The sequence below is a fragment of the Nonomuraea sp. NPDC023979 genome, from assembly GCF_040639085.1.
In the GTDB taxonomy this organism is placed as follows: domain Bacteria; phylum Actinomycetota; class Actinomycetes; order Streptosporangiales; family Streptosporangiaceae; genus Nonomuraea; species Nonomuraea ceibae.
Window position 1 is genome coordinate 1 of the sequence record NZ_JBEZZG010000027.1, and the last position, 22,931, is coordinate 22,931.

The 22,931-nt window shown below is 74.4% G+C and carries 21 protein-coding genes and 1 pseudogene; 7 read left to right on the forward strand and 15 right to left on the reverse strand.

Annotated elements, in window-relative coordinates:
- Window positions 1-388, forward strand: a pseudogene (locus tag AB0G11_RS34925) (FAD-binding monooxygenase); the annotation flags it as partial.
- 25 nt (window positions 389-413) lie between these two features.
- Here AB0G11_RS34925 and AB0G11_RS34930 read toward each other — a convergent pair.
- Window positions 414-1,613, reverse strand: coding sequence for a cytochrome P450 (locus AB0G11_RS34930; RefSeq protein WP_357590973.1), 1,200 nt, complete (start codon window positions 1,611-1,613; stop codon window positions 414-416).
- A 163-nt stretch (window positions 1,614-1,776) separates the two neighbouring features.
- Window positions 1,777-2,703 (reverse strand): hypothetical protein, encoded by a 927-nt coding sequence (locus AB0G11_RS34935; protein ID WP_357590975.1) that lies wholly within the window; start codon window positions 2,701-2,703, stop codon window positions 1,777-1,779.
- A 374-nt stretch (window positions 2,704-3,077) separates the two neighbouring features.
- Here AB0G11_RS34935 and AB0G11_RS34940 point away from each other — a divergent pair, with 374 nt between their 5' ends.
- The gene (locus tag AB0G11_RS34940; protein ID WP_357590977.1) at window positions 3,078-3,479 is read left to right on the forward strand and encodes a hypothetical protein; all 402 of its coding nucleotides are present in this window, start codon (window positions 3,078-3,080) and stop codon (window positions 3,477-3,479) included.
- On the opposite strand, the gene AB0G11_RS34945 is transcribed toward AB0G11_RS34940, so the two are convergent.
- The 5 genes from AB0G11_RS34945 to AB0G11_RS34965 all read right to left on the reverse strand — a co-directional run bounded on the left by AB0G11_RS34945 (window position 3,472) and on the right by AB0G11_RS34965 (window position 6,165).
- A complete protein-coding gene (locus tag AB0G11_RS34945; RefSeq protein ID WP_357590979.1) occupies window positions 3,472-3,984 on the reverse strand; it encodes an SRPBCC domain-containing protein in 513 nt (170 codons plus the stop codon). The two genes, AB0G11_RS34940 and AB0G11_RS34945, sit on opposite strands and share 8 nt — an antisense overlap.
- The gene (locus AB0G11_RS34950) at window positions 3,981-4,331 is read right to left on the reverse strand and encodes a metalloregulator ArsR/SmtB family transcription factor (RefSeq protein ID WP_357590981.1); all 351 of its coding nucleotides are present in this window, start codon (window positions 4,329-4,331) and stop codon (window positions 3,981-3,983) included. Before AB0G11_RS34950 ends, AB0G11_RS34945 begins: the two co-directional genes overlap by 4 nt.
- Window positions 4,328-4,762, reverse strand: coding sequence for an SRPBCC domain-containing protein (locus AB0G11_RS34955; protein WP_219516673.1), 435 nt, complete (start codon window positions 4,760-4,762; stop codon window positions 4,328-4,330). The genes AB0G11_RS34950 and AB0G11_RS34955 overlap by 4 nt, the downstream gene beginning before the upstream one ends.
- Before the next feature lie 90 nt (window positions 4,763-4,852).
- A complete protein-coding gene (locus AB0G11_RS34960; RefSeq protein WP_219516663.1) occupies window positions 4,853-5,752 on the reverse strand; it encodes a cation diffusion facilitator family transporter in 900 nt (299 codons plus the stop codon).
- Window positions 5,752-6,165, reverse strand: a complete 414-nt coding sequence (locus AB0G11_RS34965) for a metalloregulator ArsR/SmtB family transcription factor (RefSeq protein ID WP_219516661.1) — start codon at window positions 6,163-6,165, stop codon at window positions 5,752-5,754. The genes AB0G11_RS34960 and AB0G11_RS34965 overlap by 1 nt, the downstream gene beginning before the upstream one ends.
- A 97-nt stretch (window positions 6,166-6,262) precedes the next feature.
- Between AB0G11_RS34965 and AB0G11_RS34970 the strand changes: the two genes are divergently transcribed.
- Genes AB0G11_RS34970 through eda form a run of 3 tightly spaced genes read left to right on the forward strand, consistent with a single transcriptional unit; the run spans window position 6,263 to window position 9,747 of the window.
- Window positions 6,263-6,904, forward strand: a complete 642-nt coding sequence (locus AB0G11_RS34970; RefSeq protein ID WP_357590983.1) for an NAD(P)H-binding protein — start codon at window positions 6,263-6,265, stop codon at window positions 6,902-6,904.
- A gap of 49 nt (window positions 6,905-6,953) precedes the next feature.
- Window positions 6,954-9,071, forward strand: a complete 2,118-nt coding sequence (locus tag AB0G11_RS34975) for an alpha-galactosidase (protein WP_357590985.1) — start codon at window positions 6,954-6,956, stop codon at window positions 9,069-9,071.
- A 28-nt stretch (window positions 9,072-9,099) separates the two neighbouring features.
- Entirely contained in the window at window positions 9,100-9,747 is a 648-nt protein-coding gene (gene eda, locus AB0G11_RS34980) for a bifunctional 4-hydroxy-2-oxoglutarate aldolase/2-dehydro-3-deoxy-phosphogluconate aldolase (protein ID WP_357590987.1), read from the forward strand.
- Window positions 9,748-9,788: 41 nt separating this feature from the next.
- On the opposite strand, the gene AB0G11_RS34985 is transcribed toward eda, so the two are convergent.
- Together AB0G11_RS34985 and AB0G11_RS34990 are read right to left on the reverse strand one after the other, a co-directional pair.
- Window positions 9,789-10,760, reverse strand: a complete 972-nt coding sequence (locus AB0G11_RS34985; protein ID WP_357590989.1) for a carbamate kinase — start codon at window positions 10,758-10,760, stop codon at window positions 9,789-9,791.
- A gap of 139 nt (window positions 10,761-10,899) precedes the next feature.
- Window positions 10,900-12,216 (reverse strand): aspartate aminotransferase family protein, encoded by a 1,317-nt coding sequence (locus AB0G11_RS34990; RefSeq protein WP_357590991.1) that lies wholly within the window; start codon window positions 12,214-12,216, stop codon window positions 10,900-10,902.
- 212 nt (window positions 12,217-12,428) lie between these two features.
- On the opposite strand from AB0G11_RS34990, the gene AB0G11_RS34995 reads away from it, so the two are divergent.
- Both AB0G11_RS34995 and AB0G11_RS35000 read left to right on the forward strand, forming a co-directional pair.
- Window positions 12,429-13,766 carry a HAMP domain-containing sensor histidine kinase gene (locus tag AB0G11_RS34995; protein WP_357590993.1) on the forward strand — a complete coding sequence of 446 codons (1,338 nt, stop codon included), beginning with the start codon at window positions 12,429-12,431 and terminating at the stop codon, window positions 13,764-13,766.
- A 166-nt stretch (window positions 13,767-13,932) separates the two neighbouring features.
- Window positions 13,933-14,505 (forward strand): hypothetical protein, encoded by a 573-nt coding sequence (locus AB0G11_RS35000; protein ID WP_219516601.1) that lies wholly within the window; start codon window positions 13,933-13,935, stop codon window positions 14,503-14,505.
- A 36-nt stretch (window positions 14,506-14,541) separates the two neighbouring features.
- Here AB0G11_RS35000 and AB0G11_RS35005 read toward each other — a convergent pair whose 3' ends face one another.
- From AB0G11_RS35005 to AB0G11_RS35030, 6 genes are all read right to left on the reverse strand, one after another.
- Window positions 14,542-15,900: a glycosyltransferase gene (locus AB0G11_RS35005; RefSeq protein WP_357590995.1), complete on the reverse strand. Its 1,359-nt coding sequence runs from the start codon at window positions 15,898-15,900 to the stop codon at window positions 14,542-14,544.
- Window positions 15,897-18,140 (reverse strand): glycosyltransferase, encoded by a 2,244-nt coding sequence (locus AB0G11_RS35010; RefSeq protein WP_357590997.1) that lies wholly within the window; start codon window positions 18,138-18,140, stop codon window positions 15,897-15,899. The genes AB0G11_RS35005 and AB0G11_RS35010 overlap by 4 nt, the downstream gene beginning before the upstream one ends.
- Window positions 18,141-18,266: 126 nt before the next feature.
- Window positions 18,267-19,730, reverse strand: coding sequence for a benzaldehyde dehydrogenase (locus AB0G11_RS35015; RefSeq protein ID WP_219516583.1), 1,464 nt, complete (start codon window positions 19,728-19,730; stop codon window positions 18,267-18,269).
- On the reverse strand, window positions 19,727-21,049 hold the full coding sequence (locus tag AB0G11_RS35020) for an amidase (protein WP_357590999.1): 1,323 nt from the start codon (window positions 21,047-21,049) through the stop codon (window positions 19,727-19,729). Before AB0G11_RS35020 ends, AB0G11_RS35015 begins: the two co-directional genes overlap by 4 nt.
- On the reverse strand, window positions 21,036-22,067 hold the full coding sequence (locus AB0G11_RS35025) for a branched-chain amino acid ABC transporter permease (protein WP_219516566.1): 1,032 nt from the start codon (window positions 22,065-22,067) through the stop codon (window positions 21,036-21,038). The genes AB0G11_RS35020 and AB0G11_RS35025 overlap by 14 nt, the downstream gene beginning before the upstream one ends.
- Window positions 22,064-22,930 (reverse strand): branched-chain amino acid ABC transporter permease, encoded by an 867-nt coding sequence (locus tag AB0G11_RS35030; RefSeq protein WP_219516550.1) that lies wholly within the window; start codon window positions 22,928-22,930, stop codon window positions 22,064-22,066. The genes AB0G11_RS35025 and AB0G11_RS35030 overlap by 4 nt, the downstream gene beginning before the upstream one ends.
- Window position 22,931: the final 1 nt, after the last annotated feature.

A 22,931-nucleotide genomic window follows, 5' to 3' on the forward strand; every position in this document is an offset into this window, starting at 1 on the left:
CGGCCCGATCCCGGTCGGCGGCGTGCTGCGCCGGCTCGCGTGCCCCGCCGGGCTGCTCGTCGGCGACGCGGCCGGCGCGGTGTCGCCGCTGACGGCGGGCGGGCTGGACCCGTGCCTGCGGATGGCGGCCCTGGCCGCCTCCGTCACCGCCGCCTACCTGCGCACCGGCGACCGGCGCGAGCTGGAGCGGTACGACGGCGCCGCGCTGCGCGCCCGGTACCGGACCCGGCTGATGCTGCGCCGCGCCTTCGCCGGCATCCGGTCGCCCGCCGCCGCGGAGGCCGCCGTGACCGCCCTGCGCGGACGCGCCGGGCGCGCCCTGGCGGCCCGCATCCTCTTCGGCGACGGCTCCTTCCCGAACGTGGAACCGGCGCCCGCGACAGGCTGACGCGCGCCCCCGCTCGCGCTGGAGGTCAGGCCAGGGCGAGACGGCGTACGCCTGTCATGGTCGGGGCCGGCATCAGCTCCGGCGGGTCGTCCGGGTCGGTGCGCAGGGACGGGAGGCGGTCGAGCAGGATGTTCAGCGCGACCCGCCCCTCCAGCCTGGCCAGCGGCGCGCCCAGGCAGAAGTGGATGCCCCGGCCGAACGCCAGATGCGGGTTCGGGTCGCGGCCCGGGTCGAACATGTCCGGATCGGGGAACTGCCTCGGGTCCCGGTTGGCCGACCCCAGCCACGCCATGACGAGCTGGTCGGCCGGGATCTTCACGCCGCCCAGCTCCACCTCCCGGGTCGTGGCACGGCCGAGCGCGGCGAACGGCGTGAGGTAACGCAGCGACTCCTCGATCACGGCCGGGATCGTCGACCGGTCGGCCCGCGCCCGATCCTGCTGCTCCGGGAACGCGTCCAGGCAGAGCACCGTGTTGCCGAGCAGCATCGTCGTGGTGACGTGCCCGGCCAGCAGCAGGACGATCGCGAAGTTCACCACCTGGGTGTCGGGCAGGCGCTCGCCGTCGACCTCAGCCTCCACCAGCAGGCTCAGCAGGTCGCCGCGCGGCCGGGCCCGGCGCTCGGCCGCGTGACCGGCGAGGTAGTCCGACATCTCCTTCCACGGGCGCAGCGACTCCTGCCGTTGCGCGAGCTGCCTCTCGTCGGGCTCGGTGAGCGAGATCTTGGTGTCACGCTGGAACAGCGCGTCGGCCCACCGCTTGAACAGCGCCCGGTCGGTGGCGGGCACCCCGAGCAGCTCGGCGATGACGATGACCGGCAGCGGGTAGGCCAGGTCGGTCACCAGCTCCAGCCGGCCGCGCTCGCGGGCCGCGTCCAGCAGCTCGTGGGTGAGGGCGGCGATGCGCGGCTCCAGATCCGCGACGATCTTGCGGGTGAAGGCGCTGCTGACCAGCCTGCGCAGCTTGCCGTGCGCCGGCGGGTCGATCTGCGTGATGAAGCCGTCGAGCGAGAACTCCTCGACCTCGGGCACCAGGCCCTTCGGCACCACCCGCATGGTGTCGGAGGAGAAGGTCGCGGGGTCGCCGAGAACCTCGTGCAGCTCCGGGTAGCCGTAGACGTTCCACATCCCCGAGGCGGGGTCGAACTCGACGGGCGGGCCCGAGCGCGGGCCGTGCAGCCAGAAGTGCTGTTCGGGGATTCCGTACCGTTCGGCGAAGTCGGCCATCGCCTCTCCTTGGTCGTAGATCCGCGTCGGCGTGGGGCGGCCACCCCAGGTCCCTACCCCGCCTTGGCAGCCGGGGCCCCTGCTCGTGCGGGGTGTTTTCGCGTACGTACGAGATCCGCGCGGTCGTTAACGGAAGGGCGGTCGCTCACGGAATCGCGGTCGTTCACGGGAAGGGGAGGAGGCCGGACAGCGGGGCGGACGGTGAGGGGGCGGGCGGCGGCGGCTCGGTGGGCTCGGCGCCGGTCGGCGGCGGCGTGGCGGGCCGGTCCGTGGGCTCCTGGGCGGGCGGCGCGGCCGGCTGATCGGTGCGCGCGTCCGTGGGGGAGGGCGCGGTGGCGGTCACGGTCGCGGACGCCGACGGCGTGGCCAGCGGGCCGGTCGCGGACGGCGTGGGCGACGGGGTGCCCGGCGGCGTCGGCGAGACCGGGAACGGGCGGGAGTGGCGCAGGGCGGGTTCGGTGCGGCGGTCCTTGGCGGCGTCCCGGCCGGCGGGCTCGGCCTTGCCTTCCGTCGCGCCCTTGAGCTGCTCGGACACCGTCTGCCCGGCGATCGCCTGGTAGATCAGGATGCCGCCGAAGCTGAGCGTGAACACCAGCGCCGCCGCCCCGCCCAGCCGGAGCCACCCCACCCGCCCCCGCCCCGCCCGCGCCTGGTCCGAGACATGGGCCGGGCGGGAGGGGCCGGCCTGGTCCGACGGGCGGTGCCGCCTGCCGGTGACGGTGTGCTGCCTGACCTTGGCGCGGGTGCGGCGCAGGTAGTGGGTGTACAGCTCGGTGCCGACCGTGGTGGCCACGCTCATCACCGCCGCGCCGATCACGGTGCCCGCCACCCCGAGCCACGAGGCCGCCACCGCCGCCGTGAGCGCGGCCATCGCGCCCCCGGCCACCTGCACGACGCTCACCCGCCCCCGCCACTTCCCGGGCGCGTCCGGATCCGGGACGGCATCCGCGCGGACGGCCGCGCCCGTACGCGCCCCGGCGACCGCGCCGGTGGCCGCCTCGGTGGCCGCGTCGGTGGCCACGCTGGGGGCCGCCCCGGTGGCCGCGTCGGGGGTGGTGAGGTCGGTCGGGGTGTGTCGCCTGCCGGTCATGCTTACGCTGGCCAGCCTTCCTCGTGGTCGGGCGCGAGCGCGCCGCGGGTGTGGGATCGTGATCCGCCGAACCGGGCCCGGCCACGAGCGTGGCGCGCGGCGCGCCGGTCAGGGCCTGGGACGGCCGAGCGACGGCCTCCCGGGGGGCGGCTGCTGGGACGAGTCACGATGGCATACCCGGGCAAAGCCGGTCAGCGCGCCACGCGGCGTACGGCGACCTTCTGGGAAGGACATTGCCATCTCCGACCACACCCCTGACCTGGCGGAAAATGAGCGATATGTGACGCATTTATGGACTTATGGTCACAGCCCGGTGATTGATAGGTTGCGCGAGAAAAAGTTGCCATTGATCGTCGGGGGAATGCGCGGTGGGCATGAACGTGCGCGCGAAAGGGCAGGGCCTGGCTGGGGAAATCCAGGCCGAGCTCGCCCTGTGGACGGACCGTACCGGCTCGGCGGCCGAGGTGTGGGCGCTGCCGGCCGGGGCCGTGCCGCCGCGCGCGAGCCAGGCGGTGCTGTCGGTCGTCCGCCCGGTGCTGTCCGCCGCCGAGGCGCACGACCCGGTCCCCGTGGTGTCGCTGGCCGTCACGCTGTCGGCGTCCGGGCTGCGCCTGACGGTCAGCTTCGAGGCGAGCGGCGCGGCGGACGGGACGCCGCTGCCCGAGGCTCGGATGCGTGCCGCGTTCGCCGAAGCGGGCGGCACGCTGAAGGTGGCGGTGTCGCAGTCCGGCGGCGTCACGGTCAGCGCCGCCGTCGCCGCCGATCGGCTCAGGTGACGGCGGGCGAGCCCAGCAGGGCGGCGTCGATCCGGGGGCCGAGCACGTCGGCGCCGTCGGTCACCTCGTTGGGCCGCCCCACGCCGGTGGTGACGAGCTCGCGCAGGCTGTGGCCCACGTAGAAGCCCCAGCTCCGGTGGCAGACCTCGTAACACTCGAACTCCGGCAGCAGCCCGACATGGGTGAAGCGCAGCTCGGCCGGGCCGTCGCCGGGGCCGGAGATCTCGAAGCGGATCTCGGTCCCGGTCCACTCCGCCTGGTCCTCGGTGAAGGAGAAGGCGTTGTCGAGGACGCGCCAGACCACGCGCCGGCCGGGGACGACCTCGGTGAGCCGGATGCGGCACCGGTGGACGCCGGGCACCTCGTAGCCGAACTCGTCGCCCTCGGCGGCGGTGGCGCCGGTGACGTTCCTCGACCACCAGCCGCGCACGTCGAGGACGGCGGCGAACACCTCGGCGGGCGGCCGGGGCAGCTCCAGGGTGATGGTCGTGCCCTGATCGGTCATGATCCCTCCGTACGGTCCGCGGTGCGCTGGATCTCCTCGGCGATGCGCTTGACGCGCCGGAGCCTGGCGTCCCATGCCGCGCCGACGGAGGAGAGCTGGGCGACGGCTCGGGCCAGTTGCGCCTCGTCCACCCGATACTTCCTCTCCCGCCCGGCGGGTGAGGCGTGCACCAGCCCGGCTCGGTCCAGCGTGCCGAGGTGCTTGGTGATCGCCTGGCGGGTCACGGGCAGCCGCTCGCTGAGGCTGGTGGCGGTGCCGTGGCCGTCGGCCAGGAGCAGGTCGAGGATGCGCCGCCGGGTCGGGTCGCCGACGGCCGACCACAGCTCGTCGTCGACGGCCGCCGTCACGGTGTGGCCACCAGGCGCGTGACGTACTCGCCGAGCCGGGGCACGAACGTGTCCCAGCCCTGGCTGTGGTCGCGGTGGCACTCCGCCAGCTTGGCGGCCTCCCAGCCCAGCTCGCGGAAGCCGGTCTCGGTGAGCCGGATCCGCGTGCCCGCGCCCGCCGGGGTGAGCTCGAAGGTGACGAGCAGCGAGGCCGATCCGGTCTCGCACCAGCGGAAGGCGAACAGCCGGGGCGGCTCGGCGGTCACCACGGTGATGGGGGCGACCTGCTCGCGGTCGCCCCAGATCAGCTCGCCGGTCGCGCCGGGGACGGGCTCGATCGAGGCGTCGTCGCTCCACCAGCGGGAGATGTGCTCGGGGCGGCTGACGACCTCGAAGACGACCTCGGGGGTGGCGTCGACGTGGATCTCGCGTTCGATGCTGCCGTACTCCATGCTGAACTCTCCAGACCTTACGTGCAACCTTTGGTTGCGTGTAAGGCTAGCGCGTACGGCCCGGATCGCGCAACCAAAGGTTGCGCATGTTCACCAGCCGACCTCGTCGCAGCCCCGGTGGTCGGCGGGCTCGACCTGGAGGGTCGCGTGGGCGATGTGGTGACGCCGGCTGAGCACGTCGCGCGCCTGGTCCAGGACGGCGTGGTGGTCGGCCGGCTCGGCGGTGACCAGGTGGGCGGTGGCCACGTTCATGCCCGAGGTGAGCGTCCACAGGTGCAGGTCGTGCACGTCCCGTACGCCCTCGATGGCGGACAGGTCGGCGGCCACGGCGTCGGGGTCGACGCCCTCGGGCACGTGCTGGCCGAGCACGGCGAAGACCTGGCGGCCCAGGGAGACGGCGCGCACGGCGACGAACAGGCCGATGGCCAGGGCGACGAACGTGTCCCAGAACGGCTGGCCGGTGGCCGACACCAGCCAGCCCGCGACGATCACGCCGACCGAGCCGGCCGTGTCGGCGACCACCTCCAGGTACGCGCCGCGCACGTTGAGGCTCTCGCCCGCGCCGGAGCGCAGCAGGAACAGCGCCACCAGGTTGACCAGCAGGCCGATCGCACCGACGATCATCATTGGCCCGGACGACACCTCGGCCCGCTCGCCGATGCGCCCGATGGCCTCGATCACCACGTAGAGCGCGACGCCCAGCATCATGACGACGGCCAGCAGCGAGGCGAACACCTCGGCCCGGTAGGAGCCGTAGCTGCGCCGGCCGGTCGTGTCGGGACGGGTGGCGATGCGGGTGGCGACCAGCGCCGCGCCGAGCGTGACCACGTCGGCGGCCATGTGCCCGGCGTCCGACAGCAGCGACAGCGAGCCCGACAGCAGGCCGAAGACGAGCTCGACGACGAAGAAGACGCCGATCAGCACGAACGAGACGGCCAGCCGCCAGCGGTGGCGGCCCGCCGCGTGCCCGTGCCCGTGGCCGGAGCCCATCACGACCTCCCGTCGCGCTCGGGGTGGATGGCCTCGGTGTGCTCGGTGTGCGCGAGCGCCACGTCGAGCAGCATCCGCACGTGCGGGTCCTCCAGACGGTAGTACGCCATCCGGCCGGAACGGCGTGCCGCCACGATGCGGTGCGCGCGCAGCAGCCGCAGCGCGTGGGAGACGGCCGACTCGCTCTGGCCGGTCACCGCCGCCAGGTCGCACACGCACAGCTCGCCGTCCAGGAGCGCGACCAGCAGCCGCAGCCGGTTGGGGTCGGCCAGCAGGCCGAAGACGTCGGCGGTGTCGGTCACGTCCTCGGCGGCCGGCATCCGCTCCCGCACGGCGCTCACCCGGTCGGCGTCGACGACCTTGACGGCGCACCCGTCCACCATCAAGATGCCTTCATCTGAAGAGGTGTTCATATGTACAAGATAGCGAAGAGCGCGGAACGACTGTCAACCCCCGGTTCGCCGCAGCGCATTTCACCGGCCGATGAATCGGTTGGCTAGCATCGTCGGCGTGAGGATCACCGTCTTCGGCGCCACCGGCGGCACCGGCAGAGCCGTCGTCCAGCGCGCCCTGGCCGCGGGCCACGAGGTCGTCGCCGCCGTCCGCGACCCGGCCAGGCTGCCGCTCTCCCACCCCGCGCTGGAGATCGCCACCGCCGACGTCTTCGCCCCGCGCACCCTCGAACCCCTCCTGACCGGCAGCGACGCGGTCCTGTCCGCGCTCGGGCCCAACAGCCGCAACGACACCTCGCGGGTGTGCTCGGCCGGCATCGCCGCCATCCTGACGGCCATGGACGCCACCGGCGTCCGCCGCGTGCTCGCCCTCAGCGCCCAGCCGGTGCTGCGCACGGGCGCGGGGGAGTCGCTGCTGTGGCGCAGGCTCGGCATGCCCGCCGTCCGCGCCGTCTTCGGCACCGTGTACGCCGACCTCGAGCGCATGGAGCGGACCCTGGCCGCGAGCACCGCCGACTGGACCGTGCTGCGGCCTCCCCGGCTGACCGGCAAGCCCGCCACCGGCCGCTACCGCAGCGCCGTGGACGCCAACGTGCCCGGCTCCATGACGCGCGGCGACCTGGCCAGGGCGATGCTCGACATGCTGCCGGACCCGTTCACCGTGAGGCGGGCCATCGGGGTCGCCGGGCCGCGCCGCTGACGTACGATCTCCGCACGTCCAGCAGGCACCGTCCAGCAGAAAGCGCCCCATGCACCTCCACCACTTCAGGGCCGCCGGCGTGTCCGTGGTCCTCGAATGCCCTCCCGACGCCCTGCCCGCGATCCTGCACTGGGGGCCCGACCTCGGCCCGCTCGCCGACGACGCCCTGGAGCACCTGGCCGCCGAGCTGAGGCCGCGCCCCGACCAGACCTCCGACGCGCCGATCCGCACGGCGCTCGTCCCCGAGGCGCGCACCGGCTGGGCCGGCCTGCCCGGCCTGTCCGGCCACCACCAGGGCGAGAACTGGTCGCCCGCGTTCACCGCCGTCACCTGCGAGACGGCCGGGCGGCGCCTCACCGTCACCGCCGCCGACCCGCACGCCCGCCTCGCCCTCGCCCTCACCGCCGAGCTCGACCCGTACGGGCTGCTGCGCGCCCGCGCCGAGCTGCGCAACGAGCACGACCTGCCCTACACGCTCGACGCGCTCAACCTGGCCCTCCCGGTCCCCGGGCACGCCACCGACGTGCTCGACCAGGCGGGACGCTGGTCCAAGGAACGCGTCCCGCAACGCCGCCCGCTCACCGTCGGCGCCCACCTGCGGGAGAACCGGCGCGGACGCACCGGCGCCGACGCCGCCACCGTCCTGTTCGCCGGCACCGCCGACCTCGGCTTCCGGCGCGGCGAGGCGTGGGGGCTGCACGTCGGCTTCAGCGGCGGCCACCGCCACTACGCCGAGCGCACCGCCACCGGCCGCACCCTGATCGGCGGCGGCGAGCTGCTGCTGCCCGGCGAGATCGTCCTCGCCCCCGGCGACACGTACCGGACGCCCTGGATCCACGCCACGTACGGGCGCGGCCTGGACGAGGCGGCCCGCCGCTTCCACGACCACCTGCGCGCCCGCCCCGCCCACCCGGCCTCGCCCCGGCCCGTGGTGCTCAACACGTGGGAGGCCGTCTACTTCGACCACGACCTGGACCGGCTGCTCGACCTGGCCGCCCGTGCCGCCAGGGTCGGCGTGGAGCGGTTCGTGCTCGACGACGGCTGGTTCCTCGGCCGCCGCCACGACCGCGCCGGCCTCGGCGACTGGCACGTCGACCCGGCCGTCTGGCCCGACGGGCTGCACCCGCTCGTCAAGCGGGTCAGGGAGCTCGGCATGCAGTTCGGCCTCTGGTTCGAGCCCGAGATGATCAACCCGGACTCCGAGCTCGCCCGCGCCCACCCGGACTGGATCCTGCGGACCGGTGACCGCCTGCCGCCCACCGCCCGCCACCAGCAGGTGCTCGACCTCACCAACCCCGCCGCGTACGCCCACATCAAGGAACGGCTGCTCGCCCTCGTCGGCGAGTACGAGCTCGACTTCGTCAAGTGGGACCACAACCGCGACCTCGTCGACGCGGGGTCGCCCCACCGGCAGGGCCGCGCCGCCGTGCACGCCCAGACCCACGCCGTCTACCGGCTGCTCGACGAGATCCGCGCCGCCCACCCCCGGCTGGAGATCGAGTCCTGCTCCTCCGGCGGCGCCCGCGTCGACCTCGGCATCCTCGAACGCACCGACCGCGTGTGGGCCAGCGACTGCATCGACCCGGCCGAACGCCGCCAGATCATGCGCTGGACCGCCCAGCTCCTGCCGCCCGAGCTCATCGGCAGCCACATCGGCGCCGGCCGCTCCCACACCACCGGCCGCCGCCACGACCTCGCCTTCCGCGCCGCCACCGCGTTCTTCGGCCACTACGGCGTCGAATGGGACCTCACCGCGCTCACCGACGCCGAGCTCGCCGAGCTCGCCGGGTGGATCGCCCTGCACAAGGAGCACCGCGAGCTGCTCCACGGCGGCGTCATGGTCCGGCTCGACGACGTGCCCGACGGCGTGGAGGCGCACGGCGTCGTCGCCCCCGACGGGCGCGCGGCCCTCTTCGAGATCGCGCTGCTCGACCGCCCCGCCACCTGGCCGCCCGGCCTCCTCCGCCTGCCCGGCCTCGACCCCGGCACCCTCTACCGCATCCGGCCCCTGGTCCCCGTCGACTCCCACGGGGCCGCCCCCGCCTGGACGTCCGGCGGCGCCGTGCTGCCCGGCTCGGCGCTGGCCGCCTCCGGCATCGCGGTGCCGCCCCTGTTCCCGGACCGCTCCGCGCTGCTCCACCTCACGGCCGTGGACGCGCCGCGATGACCGGGGCCGCGGCTTCCGGGGGCGCCGCGTGACCGGGCTGGAGGAGGCGCTGGCCGCCGTCCCGGTGATCGCCGTCGTCCGGGCCGCCGCCTCGCGCCGCCTGGCCGCCGTGCTGGCGACGCTGGCCGGCGGCGGCATACGGGCGGCCGAGGTCACGATGACGACGCCCGGCGCGCTGGAGGCGATCCGGTGGGCCGCCCGGGGCGGGACCGAGGGGGTCGCGGTGGGCGCGGGCACCGTGCTGACGGCCGAGGCCGCCCGGGAGGCCGTCGACGCCGGAGCGGGCTACCTGATCACCCCGGCGGTCCTGCCCGAGGTGATCGAGGAGGGACGCAGGCTCGGCGTCCCCGTCGTGCCGGGCGCGTTCACGCCGACGGAGATCCTCCAGGCGTGGCGGGGCGGGGCGGCCCTGGTCAAGGTGTTCCCCGCGAGCGCGGCGGGCGGCCCCGGCTACGTCAGGGACGTGCTCGCGCCGCTGCCGGAGGTGCCGCTCGTGCCGACCGGCGGCGTCCGGATCGAGGACGTGCCCGCCTACCTGCGCGCGGGCGCCCGCGCCGTCGGCATGGGCGCGCCGCTGCTCGGCGACGCCTGCGCGGACGGCGACCTGGCCGCCCTCGCCTCCCGCGCCCGGCGGCTGATCGGCGTCGTAGCGCAGCACCTGGAGGAGCAGGGCTGAGCCTCAGGAGGAGCGCTGAGCCTCAGGATCGCGCGAGGCGGTCAGCCGCCCGGCTCGCCGACGCCGTGCGACGTCGTGACCGCCGGCCCGCAAGCGCCGGGCGAGGCTGTGATCGTGGTCCCGGCCTGCCCGGCGAGCACCGCCGCCGCGTCCCGCAGCGCGCCGATGGCCGCGGGCCGCCCGGTCGCGGTGACGAACCGTACGCACGCCTCCGCCTTCGGCCCCATCGACCCGGCCGGGAACCGCATCGCGCGCAGCTCGCTCACGTCCACCGACGACAGCGGCCGCTCCCGCGGGGTGCCGAAGTCGCGCCGGACCGCGTCGACGTCGGTGAGCACCACGAGCCGGTCGGCCCCCAGCTCGATCGCCAGCAGCGCCGCCGTGAGGTCCTTGTCCACGACGGCCTGCGCGCCCTCCAGCCGCCCGCCGGGCCGGGGCAGCACGGGCACCCCGCCTCCGCCGCCGCAGATCACCGACGTGCCGGCGGCCACGAGACGCCGGATGGTCGGCAGCTCGACGACGCGGCGCGGCGCCGGGGACGCGACGACCCGCCGCCACGCCCCGCCCTCGCCCTGCCGGGCCACGGTCCACCCGTGCTCCACGGCCAGCCTGCGCGCCTCGGCCTCCGGGTAGCTCTGGCCGACGAACTTCGTGGGCGCGGCGAACGCCGGATCGTCCGCGCCCACCTCCGTCTGCGTGACGATCGTGACCACCGGGCCGGGCAGGCCCGCGTTGGCCAGCTCCTGCGCCAGCCAGTAGCCGATCATGCCCTGCGTCTGGGCGCCGAGCGTGTCGAGCGGGAACGGGTGGGCCAGGTCCGGGTCGTTCGCGCTCTCGACGGCCAGCATGCCGATCTGCGGCCCGTTGCCGTGGCAGAGCACCAGCGTGTGCTCGGCGCCCAGCGGGGCGAGCGCGCGGGCCGCTGCCCGCACGTGCCGCCGCTGCACCGCGGCGTCCGGGCGTTCGCCCCGTTCCAGCAGGGCGTTGCCGCCCAGCGCGACGACGAGCAGCATGTCACTCTCCCAGCGCCGCGACGAGCACGGCCTCGACGGTACGGGGCGCTTCTCCGCAGGGTGCCACCCGAGAAGGCGCCCGGGCCAGCCCGGCACGCCGGACGTTCCCGGCCGGGCGGAAGCCGTTCGGCCGGGGGACTCAGCCGGTCGTGGCCTTGAGGGCGGCTTCGAGGATGTCGACGCCCGTGTGCAGGTCGTCCTCGCCGATCGTGAGGGGCGGGGCGATGCGGAAGATGCCTCCCATCCCGGGCAGCTGGACGATGTTCATGTGCAGCCCGCGTTCGAGGCAGGCGCGGGTGACGGCGGCGCCGAGCGCGTCGGCGGGGGCCTTGGACGACTTGTCACGGACCAGCTCGACGCCCTGGAGCAGGCCGCGGCCCCGGACGTCGCCGACGACCTCGTAGGCGTCGCGCAGTGCGAGCAGCCGCTCGGTGAGCTGGTCGCCGAGCCGGGCGGCCCGCTCGACGAGGCGCTCGCGCCCGATCACGTCGAGCACGGTCAGCGCGACCGAGGCGGCCAGCGGGTCGGAGACGTGCGTGGTGTAGAAGAGGAACCCGCGCTCGTGGCAGACCCGCTCGATCTCCGTGGTGGTGACGACGGCCGCCACCGGCAGCCCGGCCCCGAGGGTCTTCGACAGCGTGAGGATGTCGGGCGTGACGCCGTCGCGGTCGAAGGCGTACATCGTCCCGGTGCGGCCGAGGCCGGTCTGCGCCTCGTCGAGGACGAGCAGCATGCCGCGCTCCTCGCACAGGTCCTTGAGGCGGCGCAGGTAGCCGGGAGGCAGGTCGATGATCCCGCCCGAGGACAGGACGGGCTCGACGAGGCAGGCGGCGAGGCTGCCGGAGGACTGCCGGTCGACCAGGGCGAAGCCGTAGGCGAGCTCGGCCTCCCAGTCGTAGGAGCCGTCGGGGGAGCGGAACGGCGACCGGTAGGCGTTGGGGGCGGGCAGGGCGAGGTTGCCCGGCGTGGGCGGGCCGTAGCCGCGCCGCCCGGCCGAGTAGGTCGCGGCGGCGGCCCCCTGGGTCATGCCGTGCCAGGAGCGGTCGAAGGAGACGATCTCGTAGCCGCCGGTGGCGAGCTTGGCCATCTTGATCGCCGCCTCGTTGGCCTCGGCCCCCGTGGTGAGCAGCAGCATCTTGCCGAGCTCGGGCGGCAGGGTGGCGGTGAGCCTGGCGGCCAGGTCGAGGACGGGGGCGCTGAGCATGCCGCTGTAGAGGTGGTCCAGGGAGGCGACCGCCGCCGAGACGGTCGCGACGATGTCCGGGTGCGCGTGGCCGAGGATGGCGCTCATCTGCCCGGAGGTGAAGTCGAGGATGGGCGTGCCCTCGCGGTCGTAGACGTACGAGCCGGAGGCCCGTTCGATGAGGCGCGGGGTGAAGGCGGCTCCGTAGCGGATGAGGAGCCGGTCCGCGTCCTCCAGGAAGGTCGTGTCCAGGTCCATTGTGTCCATGTCCATTGACGTCGTCACCCTTTCCCACCGGGCGTACGCCGATGTATTCGCCCGGCGAAACGGAGCATATGCCGGAAAGAGGATCAAATGGAGGGGCGGCGGCGCCTTGACCGAATGCTGGGTTATTCCACGGTGAAGGCGAGGAACGTTCACCGGGTGTATCCGGCGGCGCGTGGGCGGCGGCGGGCGTGAGGGCCGCGCCCGCCGGCAGGTTGTCCGTGCAGGCGACGCTGGCGCTGGCCGCCGGCGTGTTCTCCCTGGTCGTGCTGAGCGCGATCGGCGTGCTCGCCGACGTGGCGATCCGCGCCGCCATCGAGCGCGGCGTCTTCGAGGAGACCGAGCGGGCGGCGACCGACTGGATCGGGTCGATGACCACGAGGCGGCCGTCGCCGCCGGTCACCGCCTCGGACGTCGACCTGATGCAGCTCGTCGACTCGTCCGGGAACGTGGTGTCGGCCAGCCGGGCGGCCGCCGGGCGTCCGCCGCTCAGCGCGTTCTGGCCGCGGTCGGAGGACCGGATCGAGCACCGGACCGAGTGCTCGCCGGCCGGGTGCGTCATGTTCACCGCCACCCGGCCGTCGCCCCAGGAGGAGCAGGTGCTGTGGGGCGGCGAGTCGCACGTGGTCTACGCCGGGCGGATGCAGCCGGAGATCCTCGCCACGCACCGGCTGGAGCTGTTCCTGGGCGCGGGCGTCCTGGCGGCGAGCGCCCTGATGGTGGGGGTGGCCTGGGTCCTGACCGGCCTGGCGCTGCGGCCGGTGGAGGCGATGCGGCGCCGGCTGGCCGAGGTGACCGTGACGGACCTGAGCCTGCGCATCCCGGAGCCGCACGGCAGTGACGAGTTCGCCCGGCTGGCGCGTACCGCGAACGTGACGCTGGCCCGGCTCCAGGCGGCGGTCGAGCAGCAGCGCAACTTCTGCTCGATGGTGTCGCACGAGCTGCGCACGCCGCTGACCGGGATACGGACGCAGCTGGAGGAGGCGCTGCTGTATCGGGAGGTGGACCCGCACCAGGCCATCCGCGACGCGCTCGGCACCGCCGACCGCTGCCAGTCGATCATCGACGAGATGCTGATGCTGGCCCGGGTCCGGGCCGCCCCGCACGGCGCGGAGCGGGTGGACCTGGCCGAGCTGGTGCGCGGGGAGGCGGCGGCGCGGCGCTCGGGGGTGCCGGTCCGGGTCCGGGTCGAGGAGGGCGCGGAGGGCGTCCGGGTGCGCGGGAACACCGTCCAGATCTGCGAGGTGCTGGTCAACCTGATGGCGAACGGGCAGCGTCACGCCCGGTCGGGTGTGGAGGTCAGCCTCGCCCGGGTGGACGGCCAGGCGGTCGTCACGGTGCTCGACGACGGCGACGGCATCGCGGAGGCGGACCGGGAGCGGGTGTTCCAGCCCTTCGTCCGGCTGGCCGAGGCGCATCGGCGCGACCCGAAGGGCAGCGGTCTCGGCCTGGCCATCTCCCGTGCCATCGCCGAGGCGCACCAGGGTTCGCTGAAGGTCGGGGACTCGGAGGCGGGTGCGGCTTTCGTGTTGCGGCTGCCGCTCGCCGACGCCGATTGAGCCGTTCTTCCTTTCCCTTTTCTGTCAGGGAAAGGCGTCATGGCGTTTTTGGCAAGTGGAATACCCCAGGCTGGGGGGCGGCTTGTGTGGCGGGTGAAAGTGTTTCTTCGGCGGAGACGAGCTTTTCTCGTCCGGTCAACCCAATTTCCCGGAGGAATCCTTGAAAATGGCGAAAAACACCAATTTCGTCACCAGGAGCGCCGGAGCGCTCCTGGGCGCCCTGCTCGCGGTCTCGGCCGCCATACCCGCCGCCATGCCCGCCGCCGCGGCGGACACGCTGTCGCGGCCCGGCACCGACCGCGGGGACGTCTTCTACATCGTCGCCGAGCACAGCCGCCAGGCGATCACCGCCCAGACCCACGGCCCGCGCCCGCTCGGGATGATCCAGGTGCCCGTGCGCGGCCTGTCCACGCAGCAGTGGCGCGTCGTCCGCTGGGACCACGCCTGGCTCCTGGTGAACCGCCACTCCGGCCTGTGCGCCGCGATTCCCCGCGAGCGGCACGCCCGCCTCGTCCAGGACGTCTGCGGCCGGTTCGGGCACGTCAACCCGCGCGCGCTGTGGAACGCCGACCGGCCGGGCGCGCTGTCCGGCAGGCCGGTCATGTGGCGCTCGGCGTACAACAAGGAGTGCATCGACGTCTTCGGCCACTCCCACGACCACTACACGGTCGTCCAGCACCACCGCTGCCACGGCGGCGAGAACCAGACCTTCCGCCTGGTGCCGGTCGCCGACTCCTGACCGTGGGGCGGGGGCGCGTGATTCGCGCCCCCGCCGTCACGTGACGCCGGGGGAGTCGGGCACCAGCCCGTGCTCGGTCAGCTCCCAGTGGAAGCGGCGGCTCGGCCGCGCGAGCTGCACCAGCGCCCGGAACGCCGCCACGCTCATCAGCGCCCAGTAGAGCGGCACCAGCAGCATCGTGCGGACCGCCTCGTGCACCGAGCGTTCCAGGCAGCCCGCCATGTGTGCGAGCATCAGCAGCAGGTTGCCGGCCACCATGACCATCGTGCCCAGATAGAGCGCCACCCCCGGGAACAGCGCCTCGACCGCGCTGGGCCCCGCCACCAGATAGAGCGCCGTGAGCGCCCACAGCACCGGGTTGAGCAGCGTGCACAGCACCGAGAACCCGACCGTGAACTGGAAGCTCCAGAACCCGCGCGCCCCCAGCTCCCGCCACAGCCGCCGAGGCGAGCGCATGTGGACGAGCCACGTCTGCATGTAGCCCTTGATCCACCGGCTGCGCTGCCGCACCCAGTTGCCCAGCCGGCTGTTGGCCTCCTCCTCGGTGACCGAGTCCATCATGCGCACGCTCCACCCGCGCCGCGCGATCCGGATGCCCAGGTCGGCGTCCTCCGTGACGTTGTACGGGTCCCACGCCCCCAGCTCGCGCAGGGCGTCCGCGCGGAAGTGGTTGGAGGTGCCGCCGAGCGGGATCGGCATCCGGTAGCGGTCGAGCCCGCGCAGGAAGAGGCTGAAGTTCAGCGCGTACTCGGCGGTGAAGCACCGGGTGAGCCAGTTGGTCCACGGGTTCCAGTAGTGCAGCTCGGCCTGGACGCACACCACCCAGCGGGGCGCCCCGGCGAACGCGGCGACCGCCTTGCGCAGCTGCGACGGCTCGGGCCTGTCCTCGGCGTCGTAGATCACGCAGAACTCGCCGCGGGCCCGCTCCAGGCCGACGTTGCACGCCTTCGGCTTCGTCCTGGGCTCGCCCGCCGGGATCAGCACGAGCTCGAAGCCCGGGGGCAGCTCGCCGGGCAGCGCGGCGGCGGTGTCCTCGTCGTCCTCCTCGACCAGGAGCAGGACCTGCAGCCGGTCGGCCGGGTAGTCGAGCGCGGCCAGCCGCCGCAGCAGCGCGGGCACGACGCGGCCCTCGCGGTGCAGCGGCACGAGCACCGTGTAGGGCGGCAGGTCGTCGTCCCCGGGCAGCTCGGCGAAGCGCAGCACGTCGCCGCCCCGCGCCTGGAAGATCAGCCACAGCTTGTAGCCGACGCCCGCCGCGTACAGCAGGGTGACGGTGACCATGCAGGCGGCCAGCACCGTCACCACCCCGGTCAGCGCCATCGCCCCGGCCAGCACGAGCGCGCCCGCCCCGGCGGTGATCCGCTGCCCGCGGCTCAGCGTGACGTGCGCGCTCACCGGGCCGCCCCCGCCCGGTAGACGACGCGGTCGCCGTCGTCGTAGACCGGCGTGTAGCCGCGCAGAGCCGGGGCGCCGTTCAGCGCCTTCCACACCCGGTCGCGGTCGCCCGGCGTGCGGCGCATGTGGATCCACCGCACGCCGCTGCCCGCCGGGTCGTCCAGCGCCGCCCGCCACTGCCGGAAGCTGCCCTCGTACAGGATGGACCCGGTGGGCACCCGGGAGTGGAAGGTCAGCACCTCGTTGCCGAACGACTGCATCAGCACCCTGCCGCCGTCGTAGTGGGATCGGAGCCAGGCCGCGGCCCGCAGCCCGGACCGGACCGCCTCGCCCGACCGGAACGCCTCGGCCTCGCGCCGCACGTCCAGCTCGCCGGTGGCCAGCGGGCACACCAGCACGGCGACCGCGCCGGCCAGCGCGGCGACCGGCCGCCCGGCCCGCGCCGCCTCGGCGGCCAGTCCGCCCGCGAGCAGCGCCACCGGCAGGATCACGATCAGGCCGAAGCGCACGTTGTACAGGTCGCCGGCGATCTCCTCCACGTGCAGCGGACGCTGCCCGGCGTAGAGCGCGTAGACGAAGAACACCGCCAGCAGCAGCGGCGCCAGGCACACCGGATCGCGCCGCCGCAGCACGTGCGCCACCAGCCCGGCCAGCGCCAGCACGGGCAGCACCGGACCCAGGTTGCCCACCACCGCGTAGCCGTACGTCCTCAGCGACGTCCCCCAGTCGCCCACGGTCAGCTCGTCGCGCGACACCCACAGCGACGGCTTGGCGTACTCGCCGGCGTAGAAGTAGAGCGGGTCGCCGAAGATGACCACGTTCCACAGCAGCCACAGCGCCATCCCGGCGAACGCGAGCGTGCCGTAGAAGATCACGTGCGCCTCCGCGCGGGAGCGCCGGCGCGGGCGCGGCGAGCGCCGCCACACGGTCCAGCCCACGATCAGCGCCGCGACGGCGGCGATCACCCACCCCTCGTAGCGGGTGAGGGTCGCGAGCAGCGCCGCCGCCCCGGCCGCGGCCAGGCTCCGGTAGTCCTCGGTACGCCGCCACGCCGTGAGGTGGTAGACCGTCGCGGCCAGGCACGCCAGCAGCGGCAGCTCGGTCATGGGCGTGCTCTGCAGATACAGCACGGCGGGGCAGAGCGCGAGGACGGCCGCCGCCGTGACCCCGGCCCACCGGCTGCCGCTGAGCAGCAGCGCCGTCCGGTAGAGGTAACGGGTCGCCAGCACGTACGCGATCATCGAGACGACGGTCGCCGCCGTGCCCGACCGGTACCAGCCGTCGATCCACACCAGCGGCAGCGTCAGCAGGTGCGGCAGCGGCAGCCAGACGCCGCCGAGCTGCGCCAGGCCCGGCGTGGGCGAGCTGATCACCCGGCGGGAGATGAGCAGGTGCGAGATCGCGTCCGGGTACGCCAGCCGCGCCGCGCCGAAGTGCTGCCAGGCGACCATCGACAGCACGGCGGCCAGCACGGTGAGCACGGCGAGGACGGGGTCGCGCGGCCGGACCAGCCGGTGCGCGGCCCGGCCCACAGGGGTCGCGGGCGACACCTCGGCCCACAGCGAGAGCAGGCTGCGCAGTGACCGCAGCGCGACCGGCAGCCGGCCGCCGCTCTGCTCGCCGTGCAGCCTCGGGAAGTGCTCCACCGGCCGCTGGATGATCCGCGCGCCCAGGCCGCGGGCCTTGGCCAGCAGCTCGGGGGAGATCGTCGCGGCGTCGGCGCGCAGGTCGAGGCGTTCGAGCACGCGCCGGTCGAACAGCTTGTAGGCGCAGTCCACGTCGCGGGCCCTGATCCCGAGCAGCAGCCGGTTCAGCCACGTCCAGGCCCCGCCCGCCAGCCGGCGCCCCAGCGGGTCGGCGCGCGGCAGCCGGTAGCCGATCACCACGTCGGCGCGCTCCCGCTCGGCGTCCGCGACCAGCTCCGGCAGGCCGTGGGCGCGGAACTGGCCGTCGGAGTCGGTCAGGAAGATCCGCCGCGCCCCGGTCTCCGCCAGCGCGTGCGCGATGCCCGTGCGCACGGCCGCGCCGTAGCCCAGGTTGGCCTGGTGGTGCACGACCTTGACCCGGCCGGGGAAGCGGCTCGCCAGCCGGTCGGCGACCTCGCCGGTGCGGTCGGGCGAGCCGTCGTCGACGACGACCACCCAGTGCTCGTCCTCCTCCAGCGTCGTGAGGAAGTCCTCGACGGTCGCCGCCAGATTGGCTTCCTCCCGGTAGGCGGGCATCACCACGGCCACGCTCACGCGAGTCCCCCCATACGCGAAAGAAAGATGCCCTGACCAGCGGAAACTGGAGAATCACCGCCGACAGTACGCACCAGGCACGCAGGGTGTCAGGGAACACGCCGCAGGTTTTCCCCCAGAAGGGGTTCAGAAGGGGTAACGCGGCGGCTCGCCCCGCATGGTGATCCACCGGGTCTCGGTGAACGCCTCGATGTTGGCCGCCGCCCCGCCGAACCGCGACCCGGTGCCGGACGCGCGCACGCCGCCGAAGGGGGCGTTGGCCTCGTCGTTCACCGTCTGGTCGTTGATGTGCACGATGCCGGTCGGGATGCGCTCGGCCACGGCCAGCCCGCGCATCGCGTCGCGGGTGACGATGCCCAGCGACAGGCCGTACTCGCTGGCCGCGGCGATCTCGGCGGCCTCCTCGGCCGACGAGACGCGGGTGACCGGCGCGACCGGCCCGAAGACCTCGTCGGCGAAGGCCGGCGCGGTCAGCGGCACGTCGGCCAGCACCGTCGGCCGGTAGAAGAGGTCCTCGTAGGAGCCGCCGGAGGCGAGCCTGGCGCCCTGGCCGACGCTCTCGGTGACCAGCCGGTGGATCTTGTCGCGCTGCCCGGCGTCGATGACCGGGCCGAGCGCGACCTCGCCGGTGGCCGGGTCGCCGACGGTGAGCCCGCCCGCCTTGGCGGCCAGGCGCTCCACGAACTCGTCGTAGAGGCGGCCGTCGACCAGGTGGCGGCCGGTGGTCATGCAGATCTGGCCCTGGTGGAAGAACGAGCCCCAGGCGGCCAGGTTCACCGCGGACTCCACGTCGGCGTCGTCCAGCACCAGCAGCGCGGAGTTGCCGCCGAGCTCCAGGTGGGCCCGCTTGAGATGGCGGCCGGCCAGCTCGCCGATGCGCCGGCCGACCGGGGTGGAGCCGGTGAAGGAGATGACGCGCACGTGCGGGTCGGCGATCAGCGCCTCGCCCACGTCCGCGCCGCCGGGCAGCATCTGGAGCACGCCCGGCGGCAGCCCGGCCTCCTCGAACACGCGCGCCATCAGCGTGCCGCCGGTGACGGCGGTACGCGGGTCGGGCTTGAGGAGGACCGCGTTGCCGAGCGCCAGCGCCGGGGCCACGGACCGGATGCCGAGGATGATCGGCACGTTGAACGGCGAGATCACCGCCACCACCCCGGCCGGCATGCGCCGGGCCATCGACAGGCGCGGCTGCTCCGAAGGCAGCACCTCGCCGATCGCGCGGCCGGGCAGCGACGCCGCCTCGTAGCACTCCTCGGCCGCCACGTGCAGGGCGAACCCGGCCATGCCGGGCACCGCGCCCACCTCGCGGACGTTCCAGCCGCTGATCTCCTCGGCGTGCCGCTGCCACAGGTCACCGGCCCTGCGCAGCACGGCGGCCCGCGCGGTGTGCGGCAGGGCGGCCCACTCCCGCTGCGCCTCGGCGGCGGTGCGGGCGGCCTCGGCCACGTCCTCCGGGGAGGCCAGGCCCATGCGGCCGAGCTCGCCGCCGGTGGCGGGCTCGACGACGGCGTAGTCGCCGCCGCTCCCCGGCGTCCACGCGCCGGTCTTGAAGATCTTTCCTTGCCAGTCGGTGCCGTCGAGCAGTGTCACGGCCGTTCCCTTCTGTGTGAGTGTGGTGGTGCGGGCAGGGGCGGGGTCAGCCGCTCGACCAGGCGGGCGGCGTCGAGGACCAGGTCGTCCCGCCCGGCCGCGCCCGCCAGTTGCAGCCCGACGGGCAGTCCGCCGGCCAGCGCCACCGGCACCGAGACGGCCGGCAGCCCGGCGGCGTTGAACGGCGAGGTCAGCCGGGTCAGCAGCAGCTCGATCGGCCACTCGACCGGCCCGGCCGGCCCGGCGACCACGGCGGTCATCGCGCCGATCGGCGGCGCGGTGATCGGCACGGTCGCGCTGACCAGCACGTCGCAGGAGTCCAGGGCCCGCTCCAGCCGGGCCGTCATCCGGCGTATGGCCGCCTCCTGCCGTCCGGTCTCCTCGGGCGCGGGCGGCGGCATCCGCATCAGCTCGGCCACGTCGGCCCCGAACAGGGCGGGCTCCCGCTCGAACGCCCGCCGGTGGAACGCGCCCGCCTCGCGCACGATCCTGGCCAGCACCGCCTCGGGCATCAGCGGCTCGTCGGGCACGGCGACGTCCTCGACGGGCACGCCGTGCTCCTCCAGCCGCGTCCGGGCGGCCGCGAGCGCCGCCCGCACGCCCGGCTCCAGGACCGCGTCGAAGTAGCCGCCCAGCCAGCCCACCCGCGGCGGCCGGGACGGGCCCGGCCCGAGCGGGGCGGCCAGAGCGCTCATCAGCCGTGCCGCGCCGTCGACCGTCGGGGCGAGCACGCCGAGATGGTCCAGCGACGGCGCCAGCGGCAGCACCCCGTCGAGCGGGACGCGCCCCCGGGCCGGCTTGAACCCGACGCACCCGCTCAGCGCGGCCGGGATGCGCACGCTGCCCGCCGTGTCCGAGCCGAGCGCGCCGAGGCTGCTCCCGGCGGCGACCGAGGCCGCCGACCCGCCCGACGACCCGCCCGGCACGTGCCCGTGACGGTAGGGGTTGTGGGTGGGCCCGAAGAACGCGCTGTCGGTGCGCCCGCCCCAGGCCAGCTCGTGCGTGGCGTGCTTGCCGAGGATCACCGCGCCGGCCTCGCGCAGCGCGCGCACCGCGCTCGCGTCCCGCTCGGGCACGTGATCGGCGAACCGCGGCGAGCCGTACGCGGTCCGCACGCCCGCTGTGTCGATCAGGTCCTTGATCCCGATCGGCAGGCCGTGCAGCGGCCCGCGCACCGGCCCGGCCTCCAGCTCGGCGGCCCTGGCGCGGGCCTGCCCGGCCGTGACGAGGGCGTACGCGTTCAGGTGCGGCTCGGTCGCCTCGATCGCCACCAGCATGCGCTCGGTCAGCTCGACCGGCGACGGCTCACTCGCGGACATCGGGCCTCCTCACGTGATAGCCGACGGGGAACAGGCTCAGCCCCGTACGGGAGCGCACCAGCCCCCACAGCCCGCCGGGCAGCCAGAGCGCCACCGCGATCCCGACCGCTCCCAGAACGACCAGATACCAGGAACCGTAGTCGGCGAGGAACTGCTGCATCGTGAAGAACACCAGCGCGCCGATCAGCGGGCCCTCGATGAACCCGATCCCGCCGATCACCACGATGAAGATCATGTACGCGGACCACTGCACACTGAAGATCGCGTCGGGGTTGACGCTGAGCGAGCTGACCGTGATCACCCCGCCGGCCGCGCCGCACCCGGCCGCCGAGACGAGATAGACCAGCCGCTTGGCCCGCCCCACGTCGATCCCCGCCGAACCGGCGGCGGTCTCCTCGTCCCGCACCGCCATCAGCGACAGTCCCAGCCGGCCGCGCAGCAGCAGGTAGCAGCCCGCGATCGTGGCCAGCGCCAGAGCCAGCGCGATCCAGTACGTGAGCGCCCCGCGCAGCGTCTGGTCCAGCCCCGACAGCCCGGTCAGTCCCTTGCCGCTGCCGCCGCCGAGGCTGTCCACCCGCACCACCAGGAGCCGGTAGACCTCGGCGATCACCCAGGTGCCGACGGCGAAGTAGTCGCCGCGCAGCCGGAACGCCAGCCACGACGTCGGCACCGCGAACACCGCGCAGGTCAGCGCCGCCAGCGGGACCGCCAGGTACGGCTGCACGCCCAGGTCGGCCAGCGCGATGACCGTGTAGGCGCCGATGCCCACGTAGGCCTGCTGGCCCACCGACACCAGCCCGCCGAAGCCCGCGAGCAGGTTCCACATGCTCGCCAGCGCGACCAGCACGAACAGGTTGACCAGCGTGTCGGTCACCGTGCTGAACACCAGGAACGGCAGCGCCGCCAGCAGGGCCGCGCCGGCCGCCATGACCAGGCCGGACAGCCGGGAGGCGCGGGCGGCCCGGCTGACGTGCGGCCCGCCCGCCGCGCGGGCGGTCACGAAATCGGAGAGCGTCATGCGGTCCGTCCAGCGAGCAGGCCCTGCGGCCGGAAGGCCAGCACGGCGAGGAAGACGAGATGGCCGGCGAGCAGGGTCAGCGCCGGGTCGGCCTGCGCGCTCAGCGACTGCGTGATGCCGAGCACCATGCCGCCGAGCAGCGTCCCCCACAGCGACCCGAGCCCGCCGATGACCACGGCCTCGAACGCGAAGATCAGCCGGGACGGGCCGATCGACGGGTCGAACGAGGAGCGGATCGCGAACATCAGCCCGGCCAGCGCGACCGTCGCGAACGCGATGGCCGTGGCGATGCCGTAGACGTGCCGGCTGTCGGCCCCCATGAGCCTGGCGGTCTCCGCGTCGTCGGACGAGGCGCGCAGCATCCGGCCCAGCCCGGTACGCGACAGGAACAGCTGGATGCCGATCAGCACGGCCCCGGCCAGCACGAACGTCGTCAGCGACAGGTAGCCGACCGAGATCGCGCCGGACAGCTCGAACGAGCCCGTGGCGAACGCGCCGCCGTCGAGCGTGCGCGTGTCGGCCGAGAAGATCTCCAGCAGCACGTTCTGCAGCACGATCGACAGGCCGAACGTGACCAGCAGCGTCGCCAGCGGCCCGGCCGCCAGGCTCCGCTGCAGCAGCACCCGCTGCGTCAGGTAGCCGAGCAGCGCGAACAGCGGCACCGTCACCACCAGCACCACCCACAGCGGCAGCCCCGTGCCGCCGACCAGCGCCAGCGCCAGGAACGAGGCGACCACGGCGAGGTCGCCGTGCGCCAGGTTGACGATGCGCATCACGCCGAACATCAGCGACAGGCCGGTGGCGAACAGCGCGTACAGGCCGCCCAGCAGGATTCCCTGGACGACGGCGTTGAGCCAGCCCATG